Source organism: Aldersonia sp. NBC_00410 (assembly GCF_026342035.1).
Lineage (GTDB): Bacteria > Actinomycetota > Actinomycetes > Mycobacteriales > Mycobacteriaceae > Aldersonia.
Genome location: NZ_JAPENM010000006.1, coordinates 185,304 through 201,863, shown reverse-complemented (window position 1 = coordinate 201,863; position 16,560 = coordinate 185,304). Strand labels below are relative to the sequence as shown.

Here is a 16,560-nt window from a genome sequence, read left to right as displayed (position 1 = left end):
ATCCGAGAGTGGAACCGACGGCACACACCGGCCGCAACGCATTCGAGGAGGAACCATGTACGAGGCCCCGTTGAAGCTCGCGGTGATTGTCGGCAGCGTTCGGGCGGGACGGTTCGGACCGGTCGTGGCGTCCTGGTTCGCCGAACAGGCGCGGCGGCACGGCGGATTCGAGGTGGACGTCGTCGACCTCGCCGACGTCCCCATCCCGCTCGAGTTACCTGCCACACCCCCGGCGCTCGAACCGAATATGGCGCGCCCCGCGGGAATGGCCGAGCTCACCCACCGGCTCGACCGGGCCGACGCGTTCGTCGTCGTCACCCCCGACTACAACCGCAGCGTGCCCGCCTCGCTCAAGGCGGCCATCGACTGGCATTACACGCAGTGGGACGCGAAGGCGATCGGCTTCGTCGGCTACAGCGGAGGCAGCGGTGGACTGCTCGCGATCGAGCACCTGCGCCAGATCTTCAACGAGCTCAACGCCCACACCGTTCGGTACTACGTCTCGTTCCCGCGCTACTACCAGCTCTTCGACGGCGACGGACAGTTGCTCGAACCCGACGAACCGGCGTCGGCGGCGGCGATGATGCTCGACCAACTGCAGTGGTGGGCGGGCGCACTCGCCGCGGCGCGCGACATCGACCGAGCGGCCTGAGTCCGGCGGCGCACACGCGGGGACGCGCCGACACGACAGATAGTGTCGTCTGCGTGACCATCGAATCGCCCGACCTCGAACTCGCTCTGCACTTGGCCGACGCGGCCGATGCGATCACTCGAGAGCGGTTCGGGGCGCTCGACCTGCGCGTGGATGCCAAGCCGGACCTGTCGCCCGTGACGGATGCCGACCTCGCCGTCGAGCAGAGCCTGCGCGAGATCCTGACGATCGAACGCTCCAAGGACGCGGTGCTCGGTGAGGAGTTCGGTGGTCGCGCGAAGCTGACCGGACGACAGTGGGTGATCGACCCGATCGACGGCACCAAGAATTTCGTTCGCGGCGTGCCGATCTGGGCGACGCTGATCGCGCTGCTCGTCGACGGCGTGCCCGTGGTCGGCGTGGTGAGTGCCCCCGCGCTGGAACGACGGTGGTGGGCAGCTCAGGGAGCCGGGGCGTTCGCGTCGTCCGGGAACGAGCAGGCCCGGCCGATCCGGGTATCCGCGATCGGTGACCTCGCCTCGGCGAGCCTGAGCTTCTCCAGCCTGTCCGGGTGGCACGACCGCGGAATCCGCGAGCCGTTCATCGACTTGACCGACGCGGTGTGGCGGGTCCGCGGCTACGGCGACTTCTTCTCCTACTGCCTGCTGGCCGAGGGTGCGGTGGAGATCGCCGCCGAACCCGAGGTGTCGCTGTGGGACCTCGCCCCGCTCGACGTGCTGGTGCGCGAGGCGGGCGGGCGCTTCACCGCGCTCGACGGATCCGCGGGACCGCACGGCGGTAGCGCACTGGCGACCAACGGGCTGCTGCACGACGACGTGCTCGGTCGCCTTACGCCGAGCGCATAGCTCTTCCGGAAAATCGGGGGCCGCGCGCCGGAACAACTGTGCACTCGGCGTGCTCTGGCTCACGCTCGACGGCTACCTTACTCTGAAGTAAGATAGGCAACGTCGCACCCGAGACTTCCAGAAGCTGGTGATCATGACCAAGCAGGACAACGCAACGAAGCGCCGCTCGTCCGGCCCACGCAACACTTCCGCCGTCGGCCTCACCCACCCCAAGCGGGACCTGATGGGGACGGCGATGCGCCTGGTCACGAGCATCACCGGCTCGGAGTTCGCAGCGCGCCACAACCTGCGCGAACCGATCAACCGCGTGACCTACGAGGGCACCAAGACCGGCTTCCGCACCCTCGGCGCCGCGACCCGCGCGTTCAACCGCGTCGCCGGTGGCAGCAAGCCCAAGCGCCTGCCCGACAGCTCCACCAAGGGCAAGGACTACTTCGATCTGACGCCCGACGACGAGCAGCAGATGATCGTCGAGACCGTCAAAGACTTCGCCGACGAGATCCTGCGTCCCGCCGCGCACGCCGCGGACGAAGCGGCCAAGACACCGCGCGACCTGCTCGAGCGTGCCGCCGAGCTGGGCATCACGATGATCAACGTGCCCGAGGAGCTCGACGGGGTGGCCACCGAACGTGGTGCGGTGACCAACGCGCTCGTTGCCGAGGCGCTCGCCCACGGCGATATGGGCCTCGCGCTGCCGATCCTCGCGCCGAGCGGCGTGGCGGTCGCACTCACGCAGTGGGGCTCCGACGAGCAGCAGCAGACCTACCTGCCGTCCTTCACCGGCGACAACGTGCCCGCCGCCGCCGTCGTGGTGGCGGAACCGCGCGCCCTGTTCGACCCGTTTGCCCTGCAGACCAAGGCCGTTCGCTCGCCGAGCGGCTACCGGATCAACGGCGTCAAGTCGCTCGTACCCGCAGCGGGTGACGCCGAGCTGTTCATCGTCGCCGCCGAACTCGACGGCCGCCCAGCCCTTTTCGTGGTCGAGTCCGATTCCAAGGGCGTCGTCGTCGAGGCCGACCCGAGCATGGGCCTGCGCGCCGCAGGACTCGGCCGGCTCATCCTGACCGATGTCGCGGTGCCTGCCTCGGCAATCCTGGGCGACGGCGACGCCGCCCAGCACGCGGCCGACTACGCCGACGCGGTCCGGCTGGCCCGCCTCGGCTGGGCATCGCTGGCCATCGGCACCGGCCAGGCCGTCCTCGACTACGTGATCCCCTACGTCAACGAGCGCGAGGCGTTCGGCGAGCCCATCAGCCATCGGCAGGCGGTCGCGTTCATGGTGGCCAACATCGCGATCGAACTCGACGGCATGCGTCTGGTCACGATGCGCGGCGCGTCACGCGCCGAACAGGGCCTCAGTTTCGCCCGCGAGGCCGCGCTGGCCAAGAAGCTCGCCACGGACAAGGGAATGCAGATCGGTCTCGACGGCGTCCAACTGCTCGGCGGCCACGGCTTCACCAAGGAGCACCCGGTGGAGCGGTGGTACCGCGACCTGCGTGCCATCGGTGTCGCCGAGGGCGTCGTCCTCGTTTGATCGAGCGACCTCCGATCGCCCACCCGAGCCGTAGCCCCCAGGAGACACCGACATGATCAACCTCGAACTGCCCAAGAAGCTCAAGGCGAGCGCCAACCAGGCACATCAGGTCGCCGCGGAGATCTTCCGCCCGATCTCACGCAAGTACGACCTCGCCGAACACGAATACCCGGTCGAGCTGGACACCATGGCCGCCATGGTGGAGGGCCTGTCCGACTCCGGCACCCAGGAAATCGGTGGCGCGAGTGGGGGTCGCAACGGCGCGGCCCCCACGTCCGACGTCATCGCAAATGCCAACGGCGGCAACATGTCCGCGCTGCTGAACGCCCTCGAAACGTCGTGGGGCGACGTCGGCCTCATGTTGTCGATTCCGTACCAGGGCCTCGGTAACGCGGCGATCGCCGCGGTCGCCACCGACGAACAGCTCGAGCGCTTCGGCAAGGTCTGGGCATCGATGGCCATCACCGAACCGGGCTTCGGCTCCGACTCGGCGGCCGTGACCACCACCGCCGTACTCGACGGTGACGAGTGGGTTCTCAACGGCGAGAAGATCTTCGTCACTGCCGGCGAGCGCTCCACCCACATCGTGGTGTGGGCGAGCGTCGACAAGTCGAAGGGCCGCGCCGCGATCAAGTCGTTCGTCGTGCCGCGCGAGGCCCCCGGCCTGAGCGTCGCCCGTCTCGAGCACAAGCTGGGCATCAAAGCCTCCGATACCGCCGTGCTGCTGCTGCAGGATTGCCGCATCCCCGCGGACAACATCCTCGGCACCCCGGAAGTCAACGTGGAAAAGGGTTTTGCCGGGGTCATGCAGACCTTCGACAACACCCGTCCGATGGTCGCAGGCATGGCCATCGGCGTCGGCCGGGCTGCGTTGGAGGAGTTGCGCCGCATCCTCACCGAGGCCGGTGTCGAGATCTCCTACGACACCCCGCCCAACAGCCAGCACGCCGCCGCGGCCGAGTACATCCGGCTCGAGGCCGACTGGGAGGCTGCCTACCTGCTCGCGCTGCGCGCGGCGTGGATGGCCGACAACAAGAAGCCGAACTCGCTGGAAGCCTCGATGTCCAAGGCGAAGGCGGGCCGCACCGGCACCGACGTCACGCTCAAAGCCGTCGAACTGGCCGGCTCGATCGGGTACTCGCAGCGGACACTGCTGGAGAAGTGGAGCCGCGATTCGAAGATCCTCGACATCTTCGAGGGCACTCAGCAGATCCAGCAGCTCATCGTCGCGCGTCGCGTCCTCGGGCTGTCCTCGGCCGAGCTCAAGTAATCACCCCGAATCGGGTGCCGTCGGCGTTATTGTGCAGACGACGGGGTGGAGGCGGATTCGATGGTGTTAGCGGCGGTGCGACGACAGGTCGGTGCGGTTGGCGAGGCGGTGCAAGCCGTGCGGGTCCTGGTACGACGCGGTGTGATCGACCCGAAACGACTGGACCGGGTGGTCTCACTCGCCGTCGAGTCCGGCAAGTACGGCCCGCAGGCCGCGCTGGTCCGCTCCGGCGCACGTCAATACGGAGACGCTCCCTCGTTCGCCGACGAGCGGGGCGAGCTGAGCTTTCGCGAGATCGATGAACAGTCCAATTCGCTCGCCCGCGGGCTGGCCGAACTGGGTGTGCACGACAAATCGGTGATCGGGCTGCTCGCCCGCGATCACCGCGGCCTCGTGCTCGGCATCGCGGCAGGCGGAAAGCTCGGCGCCCGCGTGGTCCTGCTGAACACCGGGTTCGGCAAAACGCAGTTCGCCGAGGTGGTCGAGCGCGAGCACGTCGATGTCCTGCTGCACGACGAGGAATTCGCCGCACTGGCGAATGCCATCGGATCGTCCGTGCCGAAGGTGCTGACCTGGGTCGAGGACGAGGGCCGACCGTCGAGCGCAGCGCCCACGATCGAGTCGATCGGGCAGAAGCATCCCGGCACGGCACTGCCTGCGCCCAAACAACTCGGCGGCTTCGTCATCCTCACCAGCGGAACGACCGGGTTGCCGAAGGGCGCCCCGCGCGGCAAGGCCTCGCCGCTGGCGACGGTGCAGTTGGTTGATCGAATCCCATTCCCGCGCAAAGATTCCGTGGTGATCGTGTCCCCGCTGTTCCACAGCACCGGGATGATCACCTGGCTGGTCTCGGCCGGGCTGGGCAACAAGGTGGTGGTGCGTCGACGCTTCGATCCGGAAGCGACGCTGCGCCTGGTCGCCGAGCATAGGGCGAGCATGCTCGTCGCGGTGCCAACCATGCTGCACCGCATCGTCGAACTTCCCGCCGAGGTCCGGGCCGGCTGCGACACTTCCTCCCTGCAGGCCATCGTCATCGCGGGCTCTGCGCTGTCCCCCGAACTCGCGGTGCGTACCCGCGACGTATTCGGCGACGTGCTCTACAACATGTACGGCTCTACCGAGGTGGCCATTGCCACCGTCGGCACCCCGGCGGACCAAGCCATCGCGCCCGGCACCGCCGGGCGCCCGCCCGTAACGTGCTCCGTCGCGCTGTTCGACGACGACGATCGGCGGGTGTACGGCAACAACAAGACCGGGCGGATTTTCGTGCACAACGGCGCGCCGTTCGAGGGCTACACCGACGGACGGGACAAGCAGGTCATCGAGGGCTTCATGTCCAGTGGGGACGTCGGCCATTTCGACGACAACGGATTGCTGTTCGTGGACGGTCGCGACGACGACATGATCGTGTCCGGCGGCGAGAACGTCTTCCCGCTCGAGGTCGAGAATCTACTCGTGCGGCGACCCGACGTGTTCGACGCCGCGGTGATCGGGGTGGACGATGCCGATTTCGGAAAACGATTGCGCGCCTTCATCGTTCCCGAGCTCGGCAGCAAGCCCGACCCCGACGACATCCGCGCTTTCGTCAAGGAGAATCTGGCCCGCTACAAAGTGCCGCGCGACGTCGTGTTCCTCGACGAACTGCCCCGCAACGCCACCGGCAAATTGCTGCGCCGGGTACTGGTCGAGATGGATGTTCCGATGTAGCCTCGCGGCCTCATTGGGTGGCGCACACCACTGTTAGTCTTTCGCTACGCCCGGACGATTCGATGATGCGGTCGGCCTGTGCCCAGGTCGGCGCTGGAGGTTAGAACGTGACTGAAATTCTTTCCGCTCCGCAAGAAAGCCTGCGCAAGGTCGGCGACTTGGTCAAGACCGTCGGCGTCCTGCGCGAGCGCGGCATCCTGAACCCGATGCGCCTCGATCACGCGATCCGCGGCATCCGGTTGGTGAACGACTACGGCGTCTTCGCCGGCGGCATCATGCGCAGCGCGCTCGAGTACACCGACTCGCCCGCGATCAAGGACGAAAAGGGCGAGCTGACCTATCGCGAGCTGGACGAGCTTTCCAACGCGCTGGTGCGCGGTCTGCACGACCAGGGCATCAAGCCGGGCGATGTCATCGCGGCGCTGGCCCGTGACCACCGTGGGCTGGTGCTGAGCCTGGCTGCCGCCGGCAAGCTGGGCGCGCGCCTGGTGCTGATGAACACCGGCTTCGCCAAGCCGCAGTTCGCCGACGTAGCAAAGCGGGAACAGGTCAGCGCGGTCCTGCTCGACAGCGAATTCATGGGCCTGCTCGACGCCATTTCGCACGACATCCCGCGCATCCTGACCTGGGTTGACGCCAAGGACAATGTCGACCCAGCGACGCTCACCATCGAGGGCCTGATCGAGGGGCAGTCGACCGCCAAGGTCGCCAAGCCCGACAAGCCGGGCGGCCTGGTCATCCTCACCAGCGGTACCACCGGAACTCCGAAAGGTGCTCCGCGCGACAAGGTTTCGGTCTTTGTCTCCGCTCAGTTCATCGACCGCGTCCCGTTCCCCAAGCAAAAGACAGTGGTGATGGCGGCACCGATCTTCCACGGCACCGGCCTGTCCCAGTTCGGCATTGCGGTCGCGCTCGGCAACCGAATCGTCTTCCAGCAGCGCAGATTCGATCCGGAGGAAACGCTGCGCAACGTTTCCGAAAACCGTGCCGCCGTGCTCGTCGTCGTACCGACGATGCTGCAGCGCATCGTCGACCTCGCCCCCGAGGTGCACCGCAAATACGAGACCTCCGCGCTGCGCGTCATCTTCGCCGCCGGCTCGTCGATCTCGCCCGACCTGTCCAAGCGCACCGATGAGGTCTTCGGGCCCGTGCTGTACAACCTGTACGGCTCCACCGAATGCGCGGTGGCCACCGTCGCGACCCCGGAGGACCAGCGGCGCTCGCCCGGCACCGTCGGCAAGCCGCCGGTCGGCTGCCGCGTCCGGCTCTACGACGACGAGGGCAAGCAAATCACCACGGCCGGTGAGATCGGCCGAATCTTCGTCTCGAGCGGCCTGAGCTTCACCGGCTACACCGACGGCCGGCACAAGGAGATCATCGACGGCCTGCTCTCCAGCGGCGACGTCGGACACTTCGACGAGAGTGGCCTCTGGTACGTCGACGGCCGCGACGACGACATGATCGTCTCCGGCGGCGAGAACGTCTACCCGCTCGAGGTGGAGAATCTGCTCGCCGACCGATCCGACGTTTTCGACGCCGCCGTCGTCGGCGTGGAGGACCGTGATTTCGGAAAGCGGTTGCGTGCCTTCGTCGTTCCCGGCCCGGATGCGAAGAAGGATCCGGAGGAGATCAAGAGCTACGTGAAGGCCAACCTCGCCCGCTACAAGGTGCCGCGCGAAGTCGTGTTCCTCGAAGAATTACCACGCAACGCGACCGGGAAGCTGCTGCGCAACAAGCTCGTAGAGATGGATATCGAGGAGTAGACACCGAGATGGATATCGAGGAGTAGACCGGCCTAGTCGAAGGTGACGATGTCGAGCTCGCCGTTGCCGTAGAGCTCCCGGATCCGCTTCTTGTCGAACTTGCCGACACTGGTCTTGGGCACCTCGCTGACGATCGCCCACCGTTCGGGCAACTGCCAATGCGCGACCTTCTCGTCGAGGAACTCGCGCAGCTGCTCGGGGGTGACACTGCCCTCCTCGATGACCGCTACCACCAGGGGACGCTCGTCCCACTTGTCGTCCGGCACGCCGATCACCGCCGCCTCCGCGACGCCTTTGTGCGACATCACCGCGTTCTCCAAATCGACAGAAGAGATCCACTCCCCGCCCGACTTGATGATGTCTTTGGACCGGTCGACCAGGGTCAGGTAGCCGTCCGGGGTGATCTTTCCGACGTCACCGGTGCGCAGCCAACCGTCGTCGAACTTCGACGGATCGATCTGCGCGCCGTCGGGCGAGTAGTACGAGGCGGTGATCCACGGACCGCGCACCTCGACTTCGCCGACCGCTTCCCCGTCGTTGGGCTGCACGCCCTCGACCTCGTCGACGATCCGGGCCTGCACGCTCGCCGGGAACCGGCCCTGGGTGTAGCGGTAGGCCCAGGCCTGCTCCGACTCCAGACCCGCCGGCGGACGCGCGACACTGCCGAGTGGCGAGGTCTCGGTCATCCCCCAGGCGTGCAGCACCTTGACCCCATATCGCTCTTCGAAGGCATGCATCAGCGACGGCGGCGCAGCCGACCCACCGACCACCACCTCGCGCAAATGCGAGATGTCCTGCGGGTGCTCGTCCAGGTGATGCAGCAGGCCCTGCCAGATCGTGGGCACCGCCGCCGCGAAGGTCGGTTTCTCGGCGGCGAGGATCTGTGCGATCGGCTCCGGCTGCAGGAAGCGGTCCGGCATCACCAGAGACGCGCCGACCATGAGCGCGGCGTGCGGCAGGCCCCACGACATCGCGTGGAACATCGGCACGATCGCCAGCGTGCGGTCCGCGCCGGACAGATTCATCCCGTTGGTGGTGCACACCTGCATCGAGTGCAGCCACATCGACCGATGCGAGTAGGCGACGCCCTTCGGGTCGCCCGTGGTTCCCGACGTGTAACACATTGCTGCCGCGGCACGTTCGTCGATCACCGGCCAGTCGTACTCGTCGGATTCGGCCGCGAGCACCTCCTCGTAGGAGTGCACTTCGACTCCGGCGGGAGCCTCCAGCGACGCGGGATCACCGTTGGCGACGAGGACGTGGCGGACCGTCGTCAGCTCGGGCAGATACTTCGCGAACAGTGGGACGAGTGTGCCGTCGACGATCACCACCTTGTCCTCGGCATGGTTGGCCACGAACACCAACTGCGCCGGGAACAGCCGGATGTTGAGCGTGTGCAGCACCGCGCCCATCGCGGGCACCGCACCATAGGCGGTCATGTGTTCGGCGTTGTTCCACATGAACGTCCCGACACGGTCGCTCTCACCCACCCCGAGCCGGCGCAGTGCGTTCGCCAGCCGGGCCGACTGAGACCCAAGTTCGCCGAAGTTGATCGTGCGGGACCCGGCACCGGTCCAGGTGACCACCTCGGCGGTGGAATGAAATGTGGTTCCGTAGCGGAGCAGCGTGGCCAGCGACAGCGGCTCGTCTTGCATCGTGCTCAACATGACGGCCTCAATCTGCCTTCCGCTCCCCGGGAACCTCGTCGCCCACCGCGGTTTCGATAACGTGCTCCGCACCGGTGTCGTCATCCACCACCACCTCGGTGGTCTGCACGACCACTGGCCGCAGATAGCACCAGATGATGAAGAACAGGCCGAGCAGGACCATCCCGAGACCAGCCCACAGGTTGATGTTGAAGCCGTCGGCAGGCGCGAGATCCTCCTCGGAGTCGTTGACCAGACCCATGATCACCAGCACTACGCCGTAGATCAGTATGAGCGAGCCGATGATGTTGCGGATATCGAACAGACCCGCCGACTGCTTCTTTACTTCGACATGTTCGTGCGGACTCGTCATGACGGTCCTCCTCGATTCGGCATCGGTCGGGTCACCAGAAGATGATGTTCAGTGCGGTCACCATGATCAGGGAAATCAGCGCCAGCTTGGTCGGCGACTGCCACCACTTCTCGGTATCTGCGTTCGCGTCGCGCAGGCTTTCCCTCGGCGTCTCGGAGTACACCAGGCCCACCAATTCTGCCGCCGGCTTCGGCGACGTGTACATGGTCACAATCACGCTGACCGTGATATCGACGACGAAGGCCACGCCCGCGGCGACGAAACTCGAGCCCTGACCGGACAGGGTGAACACTTCGTTCTCGTGCAGGACGAATACCGTGATCGCCGACAGCGTTCCGGAGACGAGGCCGACCCAACCGGCGGTGGCGCTCATGCGTTTCCAGAACATACCGAGGATGAACGTGGCGAACAGTGGCGCGTTGAAGAAGCTGAACAACTGCTGCAGATAGTCCATCAGGTTGCTGTAACTCGACGCGATGTAGGCGGTGAAGATCGCGATGACCGTCGCGCCGACCGTGGCGAGACGCCCGATCCGCAGGTAATAGTCGTCCGGCTTGTGCTTCACGATGTACTGCTGCCACAAGTCGTAGGAGAACACCGTGTTGAAGGCCGAGATGTTCGCGGCCATGCCCGCCATGAACGCCGCCAGCAGACCGGCGATCGCGACACCGAGGATGCCGTTGGGTAGCACGTCCTTCATCAGGTACAGGATCGAGTCGTTGTACTTCACGTCCGGATGCGCGGCTGGGTCGGCCTTGTAGTCGATCATCTCCGGTACCAGGACAGCGGCGATCATGCCCGGGATCACGACGATGAACGGAATGAACATCTTCGGGAAGGAACCGATGATCGGCGTACGCCGGGCGGCCGACATGGAATCGGAAGCCATGGCGCGTTGCACCTCGACGAAGTTGGTCGTCCAGTAGCCGAAGGAGAGCACGAAGCCGAGGCCGAACACGATGCCGAACACGGACAGGAAGTCGTTCTCGAACCCGCTCAGTTCGTTGCCGGGCCACGAGGACATCTGTTCGGGACCGCCGGGGCCGGCGCTCACCTTGTCCGACAGTCCCTGCCAACCACCGACCTTGTGCAGACCGACGAGGGTCAACGGCAGCAGCGCCGCGACGATGATGAAGAACTGCAGCACCTCGTTGTAGATCGCGGCGGACAGGCCGCCGAGGGTGATGTAAGACAGCACGATGATGGCGGCCACGATCACCGAAACCCATAGTGACCAGCCGAGCAACACGTTGACGATGGTGCCGAGCAGGTAGAGGTTCACGCCCGCGATGAGCACCTGGGCGATCGCGAAGCTCAGCGCGTTCACCAGGTGCGCGCCGGTGCCGAAGCGGCGGCGCATGAACTCGGGAACGCTGCGCACTTTCGAGCCGTAGTAGAACGGCATCATCACGACACCGAGGAACAGCATCGCGGGCACCGCGCCGATCCAGAAGTAGTGCATCGTCGGCATGCCGTACTGGGCGCCGTTTGCCGACATGCCCATGATCTCGACGGCGCCCAGGTTGGCCGAAATGAAGGCCAGACCGGTCACCCAGGCAGGCAACGACCGGCCCGAGAGGAAGAAGTCGATACTCGACGAGATGCGCGAACGGGCTATGAACCCGATGCCCATCACGAAGACGAAATAGAGTGCCACCAGCGAGTAATCGACGAATTGCGCATCGAGTCGCAGGGTGCTCTCGGCTGCTAGCGTCATCGAATCTCCTTCGCGCGTCGGCCGTGTTCGATCAGGTCAGTCGGCGCGCACCCGCGGACGGGATCGCGACGAATGTTCGCGGTGCGATGAAGTCGGCGGCGGCGAAGCGCCGCAGCACCGCATCCACTGTGGCGTGGGTCCGATCGGTGTCGACCAGAGCGATCGCGCTGCCACCGAATCCACCGCCGACCATGCGGGCACCGAACGCGCCCGCCTCGAGCGCGGTTTCCACCGCGGTATCCAATTGAATGGTCGACACTGCGAAATCATCCCGCAGGGATGCATGGCTTGCGGTGAGATTCGGCCCGATAGTTCTCGGATCTTGGTCCGAACGCAACAAATCGACCACCTCGAGTACCCGGGCATTCTCGCTCACCACGTGCCGGGCTCGCTGCAACAGCACCCCGTCGAGTGGCTCGAGCGCAGCGACATCTGCGATCTCACGCAGCGAGGCGACCCCGAGCGCGGCAGCGGCCTGCTCGCACTGCTTGCGCCGCTGTGCGTACTCCCCCGCAACCAGACGGTGCGGGGTGTTCGTGTCGATGACGAGCAAGGCCAGTCCGGCGGCGGCGAGATCGAAGGGAACCTGCGCCCGTTCCCCCGTGCCGACGTCGAGGAACAGCGCACAACCCGCCGTGCAAAGCATCGACGCGGACTGATCGAGCCTGCCGGTCGGGGCACCGACGTAGTCGTTCTCCGCGGCGACCGCGATCGAAATGAGATCATCGTCGGAAACCTTGAGTCCGAACAGGTCTCGCGCAGCCACCGCGATCGAGCATTCGATGGCCGCCGACGAGGAGAGACCGGCGCCGACCGGAACGGCACCGTCGAGCAGCAGGTCCAGACCGCCGATCGGGTGGCCGCGTTGCCGGTATTCGTGCACCACACCGAGGAGGTAGCGAGCCCAGCCCGCCACGTCGTTGTCCGCCAGCCGCGCCAGTTCGACGGAGACCACCTCACCGGGCTTCTGTAGCGAAGCCACCCGGACCACGTCGGCATCGGTCACGCCCACCGCGCACGTCGCAACGTGCGGTAGCGCGATGGGGAGCACGTAGCCGTTGTTGTAGTCGGTGTGCTCGCCGATGATGTTGACCCGCCCCGGTGCTGCCCACGAGCCGTCCGGCGCTGTGCCGTAAACCTCGCGGTAGCTCTCGAGCGCGCTCGTGGGTCGCTCCGCAGGCTCCGCTCCTGTATTCATCGAACATCCCGCAACTCGGCAGCGACGTCCTCGGGTGTGGTGTCGTTGATGAAGACGTTCATGCCCGACTCCGAGCCGGCGAGGTACTTGAGCTTTCCCGGCGCCCGCCGGATGGAGAACAGCTGCAGGTGCAGCCACCAGCTATCGCGATGACCCGCGGGCGCCTGATTCCACGCCGCGATATACGGCATCGGGTCGGGAAACCGTCGCGCGAAGCGCCGCTGAACGTCGAGGTAGATCTCGGCGAATGCATCGCGCTCGGCGTCGTCGAGATCGGGTATGTCGGCGACCTGACGGTTCGGGAACAACTGCACCTCGTAGGGCCAACGCGCGGCAGGCGGCACGAACGCGGTCCAGTGCTCGTTGGACTGCACGACCCGGATTCCGGCGGCCCGCTCGGCAGCGAGAAAATCCTCGAACAGGTTGCCGTCGCGCTGCTCTCGATACCGCGCGACACTGGCCGCGATCTTCTGCGCGCGGGGCGTGATGAACGGATAGGCGTAGATCTGACCGTGCGGATGAGAGAGCGTCACGCCGATTTCCTCGCCGTGGTTCTCGAAGCAGAAGACTTGTTCCACACCGTCGATCGCGCTCAGTTCCGCGGTGCGATCGGCCCATGCATCCACCACGAGCCGGACTCGCTCCGGTTCGAGTTCGGCGAAATTGGCCGCATGGTCGCTGGTGAAGCACAACACCTCGCATCGGCCGAAACCGTTGCGCAGCAACGCCAACGGCGCTCCGGTGACGTACTCGGCGAACTCCGCCTGGGCCGTGGACAGCGAGGGGAAACGGTTCTCGAAACAGACGACTTCGTAGCTGTGCTCGGGGATTTCGGTGAACCGATCGTCCGTGGAAGGGCACAGCGGGCACTGATCGGCAGGCGGCAGGAAGGTGCGGCTCTGCCGGTGCGAGGCGATCACCACCCACTCTCCGAGGAGAGCATCGTAACGGGCTTGCGAGTGTGTGGTGGTCGACGGCAGATCGCGCTGGTCGGCTGCATTTCGCTCGGTCGGGATGGCGTCGAAGTAGAGAATTTCCCTACCGTCGGCCAGCTTTCGCCGTGTCCGATACATCGCGTGCCCTTCCGCCGCACCGTGGGGGGCCATCGCAAACGACACTAACGGACCGGCCGCGCGAAAGGGGGTGTTCGCAGCTATGCGCCGAGCACGCGATCCGTGCCGAAAACGGGGCCGCCGCCGAACGCCGCGCGATGCGACTCCGGAGCCGTGCCGTCCTCGTTGGTGATGCCGTAGTGCGCGCCTGCCTCGGCGGTGACGATTGTCGAGCCGCTCAGTTCGCCGATCCGCGGATCGTTCGCGAGCGCGACCAGCACCCGGCCGAGAAACTCGGGGGTCTCGGCCTTTTCGAAGGAGAATCCAGCGAAGTCGGTCAGCCCGCTCGCCACGATCAGCTCATTGCGAACCAGCCCCGGCCACAGCGACAGCGTGTCGACCCCGGTGCCGGCGAGTTCGATGGCCATGTCGGCGGCCATCTTGTCCAGCCCGGCCTTCGCGATGCCGTAGAGAACCGAATGCAGGTGCCCGCGCGAGCCGAACGACGAGATGTTGACGATCAGCCCGGAACCGCGGGCCACCATCAGCTTTGCAGCGCGCACCGAGGCGACATAGTGTGCGCGCAAACCCACACCGACCAGCGAGTCCCAATCGGTCAGCGGTCTCTCCCAGAATCGCTCGGAGAAACCGTGGAAGCCTTTCGGCGCGGCCCACACGTTGTTGACCAGGAGTCCCAGGCCACTGCACTCGGCGGCGATTCGGTCGAAAAGCAGCTCGATCTGGGAATCATCGCGGTGATCGCACTGCACGGCGATACCGGTGCCACCGCGGCGGGTCACCTCGGCCGCGGTCTCGTCGAGCGGCCCACCGGAACCGACCGGGCCGCGCGCGGTGCAATACACCGTCCAGCCATCCGATCCGAGACCCAGAGCGATGCCCTTGCCCACGCTCCGGCTCGCACCCGTCACCAGCGCGACCTTGCCGTCCGGCACCCCGTGTCTCCTCCGTCGAGCGGGAGCGCCGCGAGGCGGCGCACTTCATGTGACGGCAGACACTACTACCCGGCGCACGCCCGTTCCTCGAGTGTGGCGGCGATGATCGCCCGGACGGTGCGCTTGCACCGGCCGCAATCCATGCCCGCGCCGCACACGTTCGCGACCTCGCGCGACGTCGTGGCACCGCACGTAACCGCATCGGTCACGGTGTGACTCGTCACTCCATGGCAGAGACATACGTACATCGGGCGTCTTTCACCGTTGGCTACTTAGGTTTGCCAAAGCTTAATACATGACGGGCCGATCCGACGAATATTGGTGGATAGACCCCCCCACCGTTACCTCGCATCCACTCGGCCACCGAGTCCGGCCGGTCGATCCAGTGCTGCGCGTGACCGATGGTGTCGAGTTCCTGCAGCACCATTGCCTCGTGGCCATCGTCGATGGCGCGATAGATCCAGACCTTGCGCACACCGGCCGCGGTCAGTCGCCGGTGCCGGTCGTGCACGTTGACCAACAACGAGTCGAGATCCCGGATCGGCGCCACCGCGGCAACGAGAATGCCACCCGGCGGATCGGTGAACACTTCGTCGTCGACCAGGTCGATTTCCTCCATCAGCTCCCCGGCGAAGAGCGGCGGGATCTCCTCGACGCCGACGCTGTCGAACCAGGAGAAAACCGCAGGTGAGCGCAACAGTGTGTCGAGCGGCTTGCGGTCCATGATGCCCATCGTCACCAGCACCCGGTTCGGATCGCGCAGCGACTGGTAGATGGCCAGATGCCGGACCCCGAGTTCGAACACCTGATCGCGGTTGTGCCCGACGGTGGTGAGCAGTCGGGCCATGTCGTCGATCCGGTAATCGGCCGCCAAGACGTAGGGCAGGCCACGGCCCGGCGGGCCAAATGAACCTCGGCCCGGCGAGCCGGATGAATACGTGTCCGGCGACGTCCCGGGTTTGTTCGACATAGGCGCTCCCACGGCGGTGTTTTGATCTAGGTTTATTATCACCGCCCCAGCCCGGCGGCAACGAAACATGGCATCCGGGACCAGCCCTCCCGCTGCTACGTGAACATGATGATCCCGAGGAGCGGTCATGCGTGGAGACCCTGATGTGCTCAAGCTGCTCAACGAACAGTTGACCAGCGAACTGACGGCAATAAACCAGTACTTCCTGCACTCGAAACTGCAGGACAACTGGGGTTATACCGAGCTTGCGGCGTACACGCGCAAGGAGTCCTTCGACGAAATGAACCATGCGGAGTCGATCACCGATCGCATCCTGATCCTCGATGGCCTGCCGAACTACCAGCGGTTGTTCTCGCTGCGGGTCGGCCAGACCGTGCGCGAACAATTCGAGGCCGATCTCGCGGTCGAGAAGGAAGTGGTCGACCGGCTCAAACCGGGCATCGTGATGTGCCGCGAAAAGCAGGACTCGACGAGTGCCGCGCTGCTCGAAGGCATCCTCGCCGACGAAGAAGGCCATATCGACTATCTCGAGACGCAACTCGAGCTGATGGACAAGCTCGGCGAAGGGCTCTACCTCGCCCAGTGCGTTTCTCGCCCCCCGCAGTAATCGCACGCCACCCGATTTCGCGGGGCCGCTGCGGGCGGCCTCGCGAATCGTGTTTGCGACCGATGTCGTCCAGAGTTCGCCCGTCACCAGCAGATCTCGAAGTTCCGTCGAGCACCTTCGCCCCGCCGTAGCGAGTACCGGCCTCGTCCCGCAAGTAGCGGGGATCCGCCGATTCGAGTAGCGCGCTGCTCATCTCACCGCCGAGCGACCGCCATACCTTGGGCGTGTCCATCAATCGCGCATCGAGGCGCGCGCGGTCCGAGCGGCTGCACA

15 protein-coding genes are annotated in these 16,560 nt (G+C 65.9%); 7 read left to right on the top strand and 8 right to left on the bottom strand.

Annotation, left to right across the window (positions count from 1 at the left end; all coding sequences use genetic code 11):
• Positions 1-55 precede the first annotated feature (55 nt).
• The 6 genes from OG921_RS15785 (at position 56) to OG921_RS15760 (ending at position 7,771) form a co-directional block, all read left to right on the top strand.
• Entirely contained in the window at positions 56-652 is a 597-nt protein-coding gene (locus OG921_RS15785; protein WP_266113415.1) for an NADPH-dependent FMN reductase, read from the top strand.
• 53 nt (positions 653-705) lie between these two features.
• The gene (hisN, locus tag OG921_RS15780; RefSeq protein ID WP_266113414.1) at positions 706-1,497 is read left to right on the top strand and encodes a histidinol-phosphatase; all 792 of its coding nucleotides are present in this window, start codon (positions 706-708) and stop codon (positions 1,495-1,497) included.
• A 127-nt stretch (positions 1,498-1,624) separates the two neighbouring features.
• A complete protein-coding gene (locus OG921_RS15775; RefSeq protein ID WP_266113413.1) occupies positions 1,625-3,031 on the top strand; it encodes an acyl-CoA dehydrogenase family protein in 1,407 nt (468 codons plus the stop codon).
• A 52-nt stretch (positions 3,032-3,083) separates the two neighbouring features.
• On the top strand, positions 3,084-4,301 hold the full coding sequence (locus OG921_RS15770) for an acyl-CoA dehydrogenase family protein (protein WP_266113412.1): 1,218 nt from the start codon (positions 3,084-3,086) through the stop codon (positions 4,299-4,301).
• A 60-nt stretch (positions 4,302-4,361) separates the two neighbouring features.
• Positions 4,362-6,008 carry an acyl-CoA synthetase gene (locus OG921_RS15765; protein WP_266113411.1) on the top strand — a complete coding sequence of 549 codons (1,647 nt, stop codon included), beginning with the start codon at positions 4,362-4,364 and terminating at the stop codon, positions 6,006-6,008.
• A gap of 116 nt (positions 6,009-6,124) precedes the next feature.
• Positions 6,125-7,771: an acyl-CoA synthetase gene (locus OG921_RS15760; RefSeq protein ID WP_266113609.1), complete on the top strand. Its 1,647-nt coding sequence runs from the start codon at positions 6,125-6,127 to the stop codon at positions 7,769-7,771.
• A 32-nt stretch (positions 7,772-7,803) separates the two neighbouring features.
• Here the strand turns inward: OG921_RS15760 and OG921_RS15755 are convergent, their stop codons facing one another.
• The 8 genes from OG921_RS15755 to OG921_RS15720 form a co-directional block, all read right to left on the bottom strand.
• Positions 7,804-9,438, bottom strand: coding sequence for a long-chain fatty acid--CoA ligase (locus OG921_RS15755; protein WP_266113410.1), 1,635 nt, complete (start codon positions 9,436-9,438; stop codon positions 7,804-7,806).
• Between the two features lie 7 nt (positions 9,439-9,445).
• Entirely contained in the window at positions 9,446-9,790 is a 345-nt protein-coding gene (locus tag OG921_RS15750) for a cell wall anchor protein (protein ID WP_266113409.1), read from the bottom strand.
• A 31-nt stretch (positions 9,791-9,821) separates the two neighbouring features.
• Complete coding sequence (locus OG921_RS15745) at positions 9,822-11,507, bottom strand: sodium:solute symporter family protein (protein ID WP_266113408.1); 1,686 nt, start codon at positions 11,505-11,507, stop codon at positions 9,822-9,824.
• A gap of 31 nt (positions 11,508-11,538) precedes the next feature.
• Positions 11,539-12,705 (bottom strand): galactokinase, encoded by a 1,167-nt coding sequence (gene galK / locus OG921_RS15740; protein ID WP_266113407.1) that lies wholly within the window; start codon positions 12,703-12,705, stop codon positions 11,539-11,541.
• Complete coding sequence (gene galT, locus OG921_RS15735; RefSeq protein WP_266113608.1) at positions 12,702-13,757, bottom strand: galactose-1-phosphate uridylyltransferase; 1,056 nt, start codon at positions 13,755-13,757, stop codon at positions 12,702-12,704. The genes galK and galT overlap by 4 nt, the downstream gene beginning before the upstream one ends.
• 101 nt (positions 13,758-13,858) lie before the next feature.
• Complete coding sequence (locus OG921_RS15730; RefSeq protein WP_266113406.1) at positions 13,859-14,710, bottom strand: SDR family NAD(P)-dependent oxidoreductase; 852 nt, start codon at positions 14,708-14,710, stop codon at positions 13,859-13,861.
• 65 nt (positions 14,711-14,775) lie between these two features.
• Positions 14,776-14,958, bottom strand: a complete 183-nt coding sequence (locus OG921_RS15725; protein WP_266113405.1) for a bacterioferritin-associated ferredoxin — start codon at positions 14,956-14,958, stop codon at positions 14,776-14,778.
• Positions 14,959-14,978: 20 nt separating this feature from the next.
• Positions 14,979-15,680: a fatty-acid--CoA ligase gene (locus OG921_RS15720; RefSeq protein WP_266113404.1), complete on the bottom strand. Its 702-nt coding sequence runs from the start codon at positions 15,678-15,680 to the stop codon at positions 14,979-14,981.
• 127 nt (positions 15,681-15,807) lie between these two features.
• On the opposite strand from OG921_RS15720, the gene bfr reads away from it, so the two are divergent.
• On the top strand, positions 15,808-16,287 hold the full coding sequence (gene bfr / locus OG921_RS15715; RefSeq protein ID WP_266113403.1) for a bacterioferritin: 480 nt from the start codon (positions 15,808-15,810) through the stop codon (positions 16,285-16,287).
• Positions 16,288-16,560 lie beyond the last annotated feature (273 nt).

Coding starts and splice junctions, on each gene's coding strand:
- OG921_RS15725 (WP_266113405.1), bottom strand. CDS start 14,958: ATGTACGTATGTCTCTGCCATGGAGTGACGAGTCACACCGTGACCGAT.
- OG921_RS15745 (WP_266113408.1), bottom strand. CDS start 11,507: ATGACGCTAGCAGCCGAGAGCACCCTGCGACTCGATGCGCAATTCGTC.
- galK (WP_266113407.1), bottom strand. CDS start 12,705: ATGAATACAGGAGCGGAGCCTGCGGAGCGACCCACGAGCGCGCTCGAG.
- OG921_RS15765 (WP_266113411.1), top strand. CDS start 4,362: ATGGTGTTAGCGGCGGTGCGACGACAGGTCGGTGCGGTTGGCGAGGCG.
- OG921_RS15720 (WP_266113404.1), bottom strand. CDS start 15,680: ATGTCGAACAAACCCGGGACGTCGCCGGACACGTATTCATCCGGCTCG.
- bfr (WP_266113403.1), top strand. CDS start 15,808: ATGCGTGGAGACCCTGATGTGCTCAAGCTGCTCAACGAACAGTTGACC.
- OG921_RS15755 (WP_266113410.1), bottom strand. CDS start 9,438: ATGTTGAGCACGATGCAAGACGAGCCGCTGTCGCTGGCCACGCTGCTC.
- OG921_RS15770 (WP_266113412.1), top strand. CDS start 3,084: ATGATCAACCTCGAACTGCCCAAGAAGCTCAAGGCGAGCGCCAACCAG.
- OG921_RS15785 (WP_266113415.1), top strand. CDS start 56: ATGTACGAGGCCCCGTTGAAGCTCGCGGTGATTGTCGGCAGCGTTCGG.
- OG921_RS15750 (WP_266113409.1), bottom strand. CDS start 9,790: ATGACGAGTCCGCACGAACATGTCGAAGTAAAGAAGCAGTCGGCGGGT.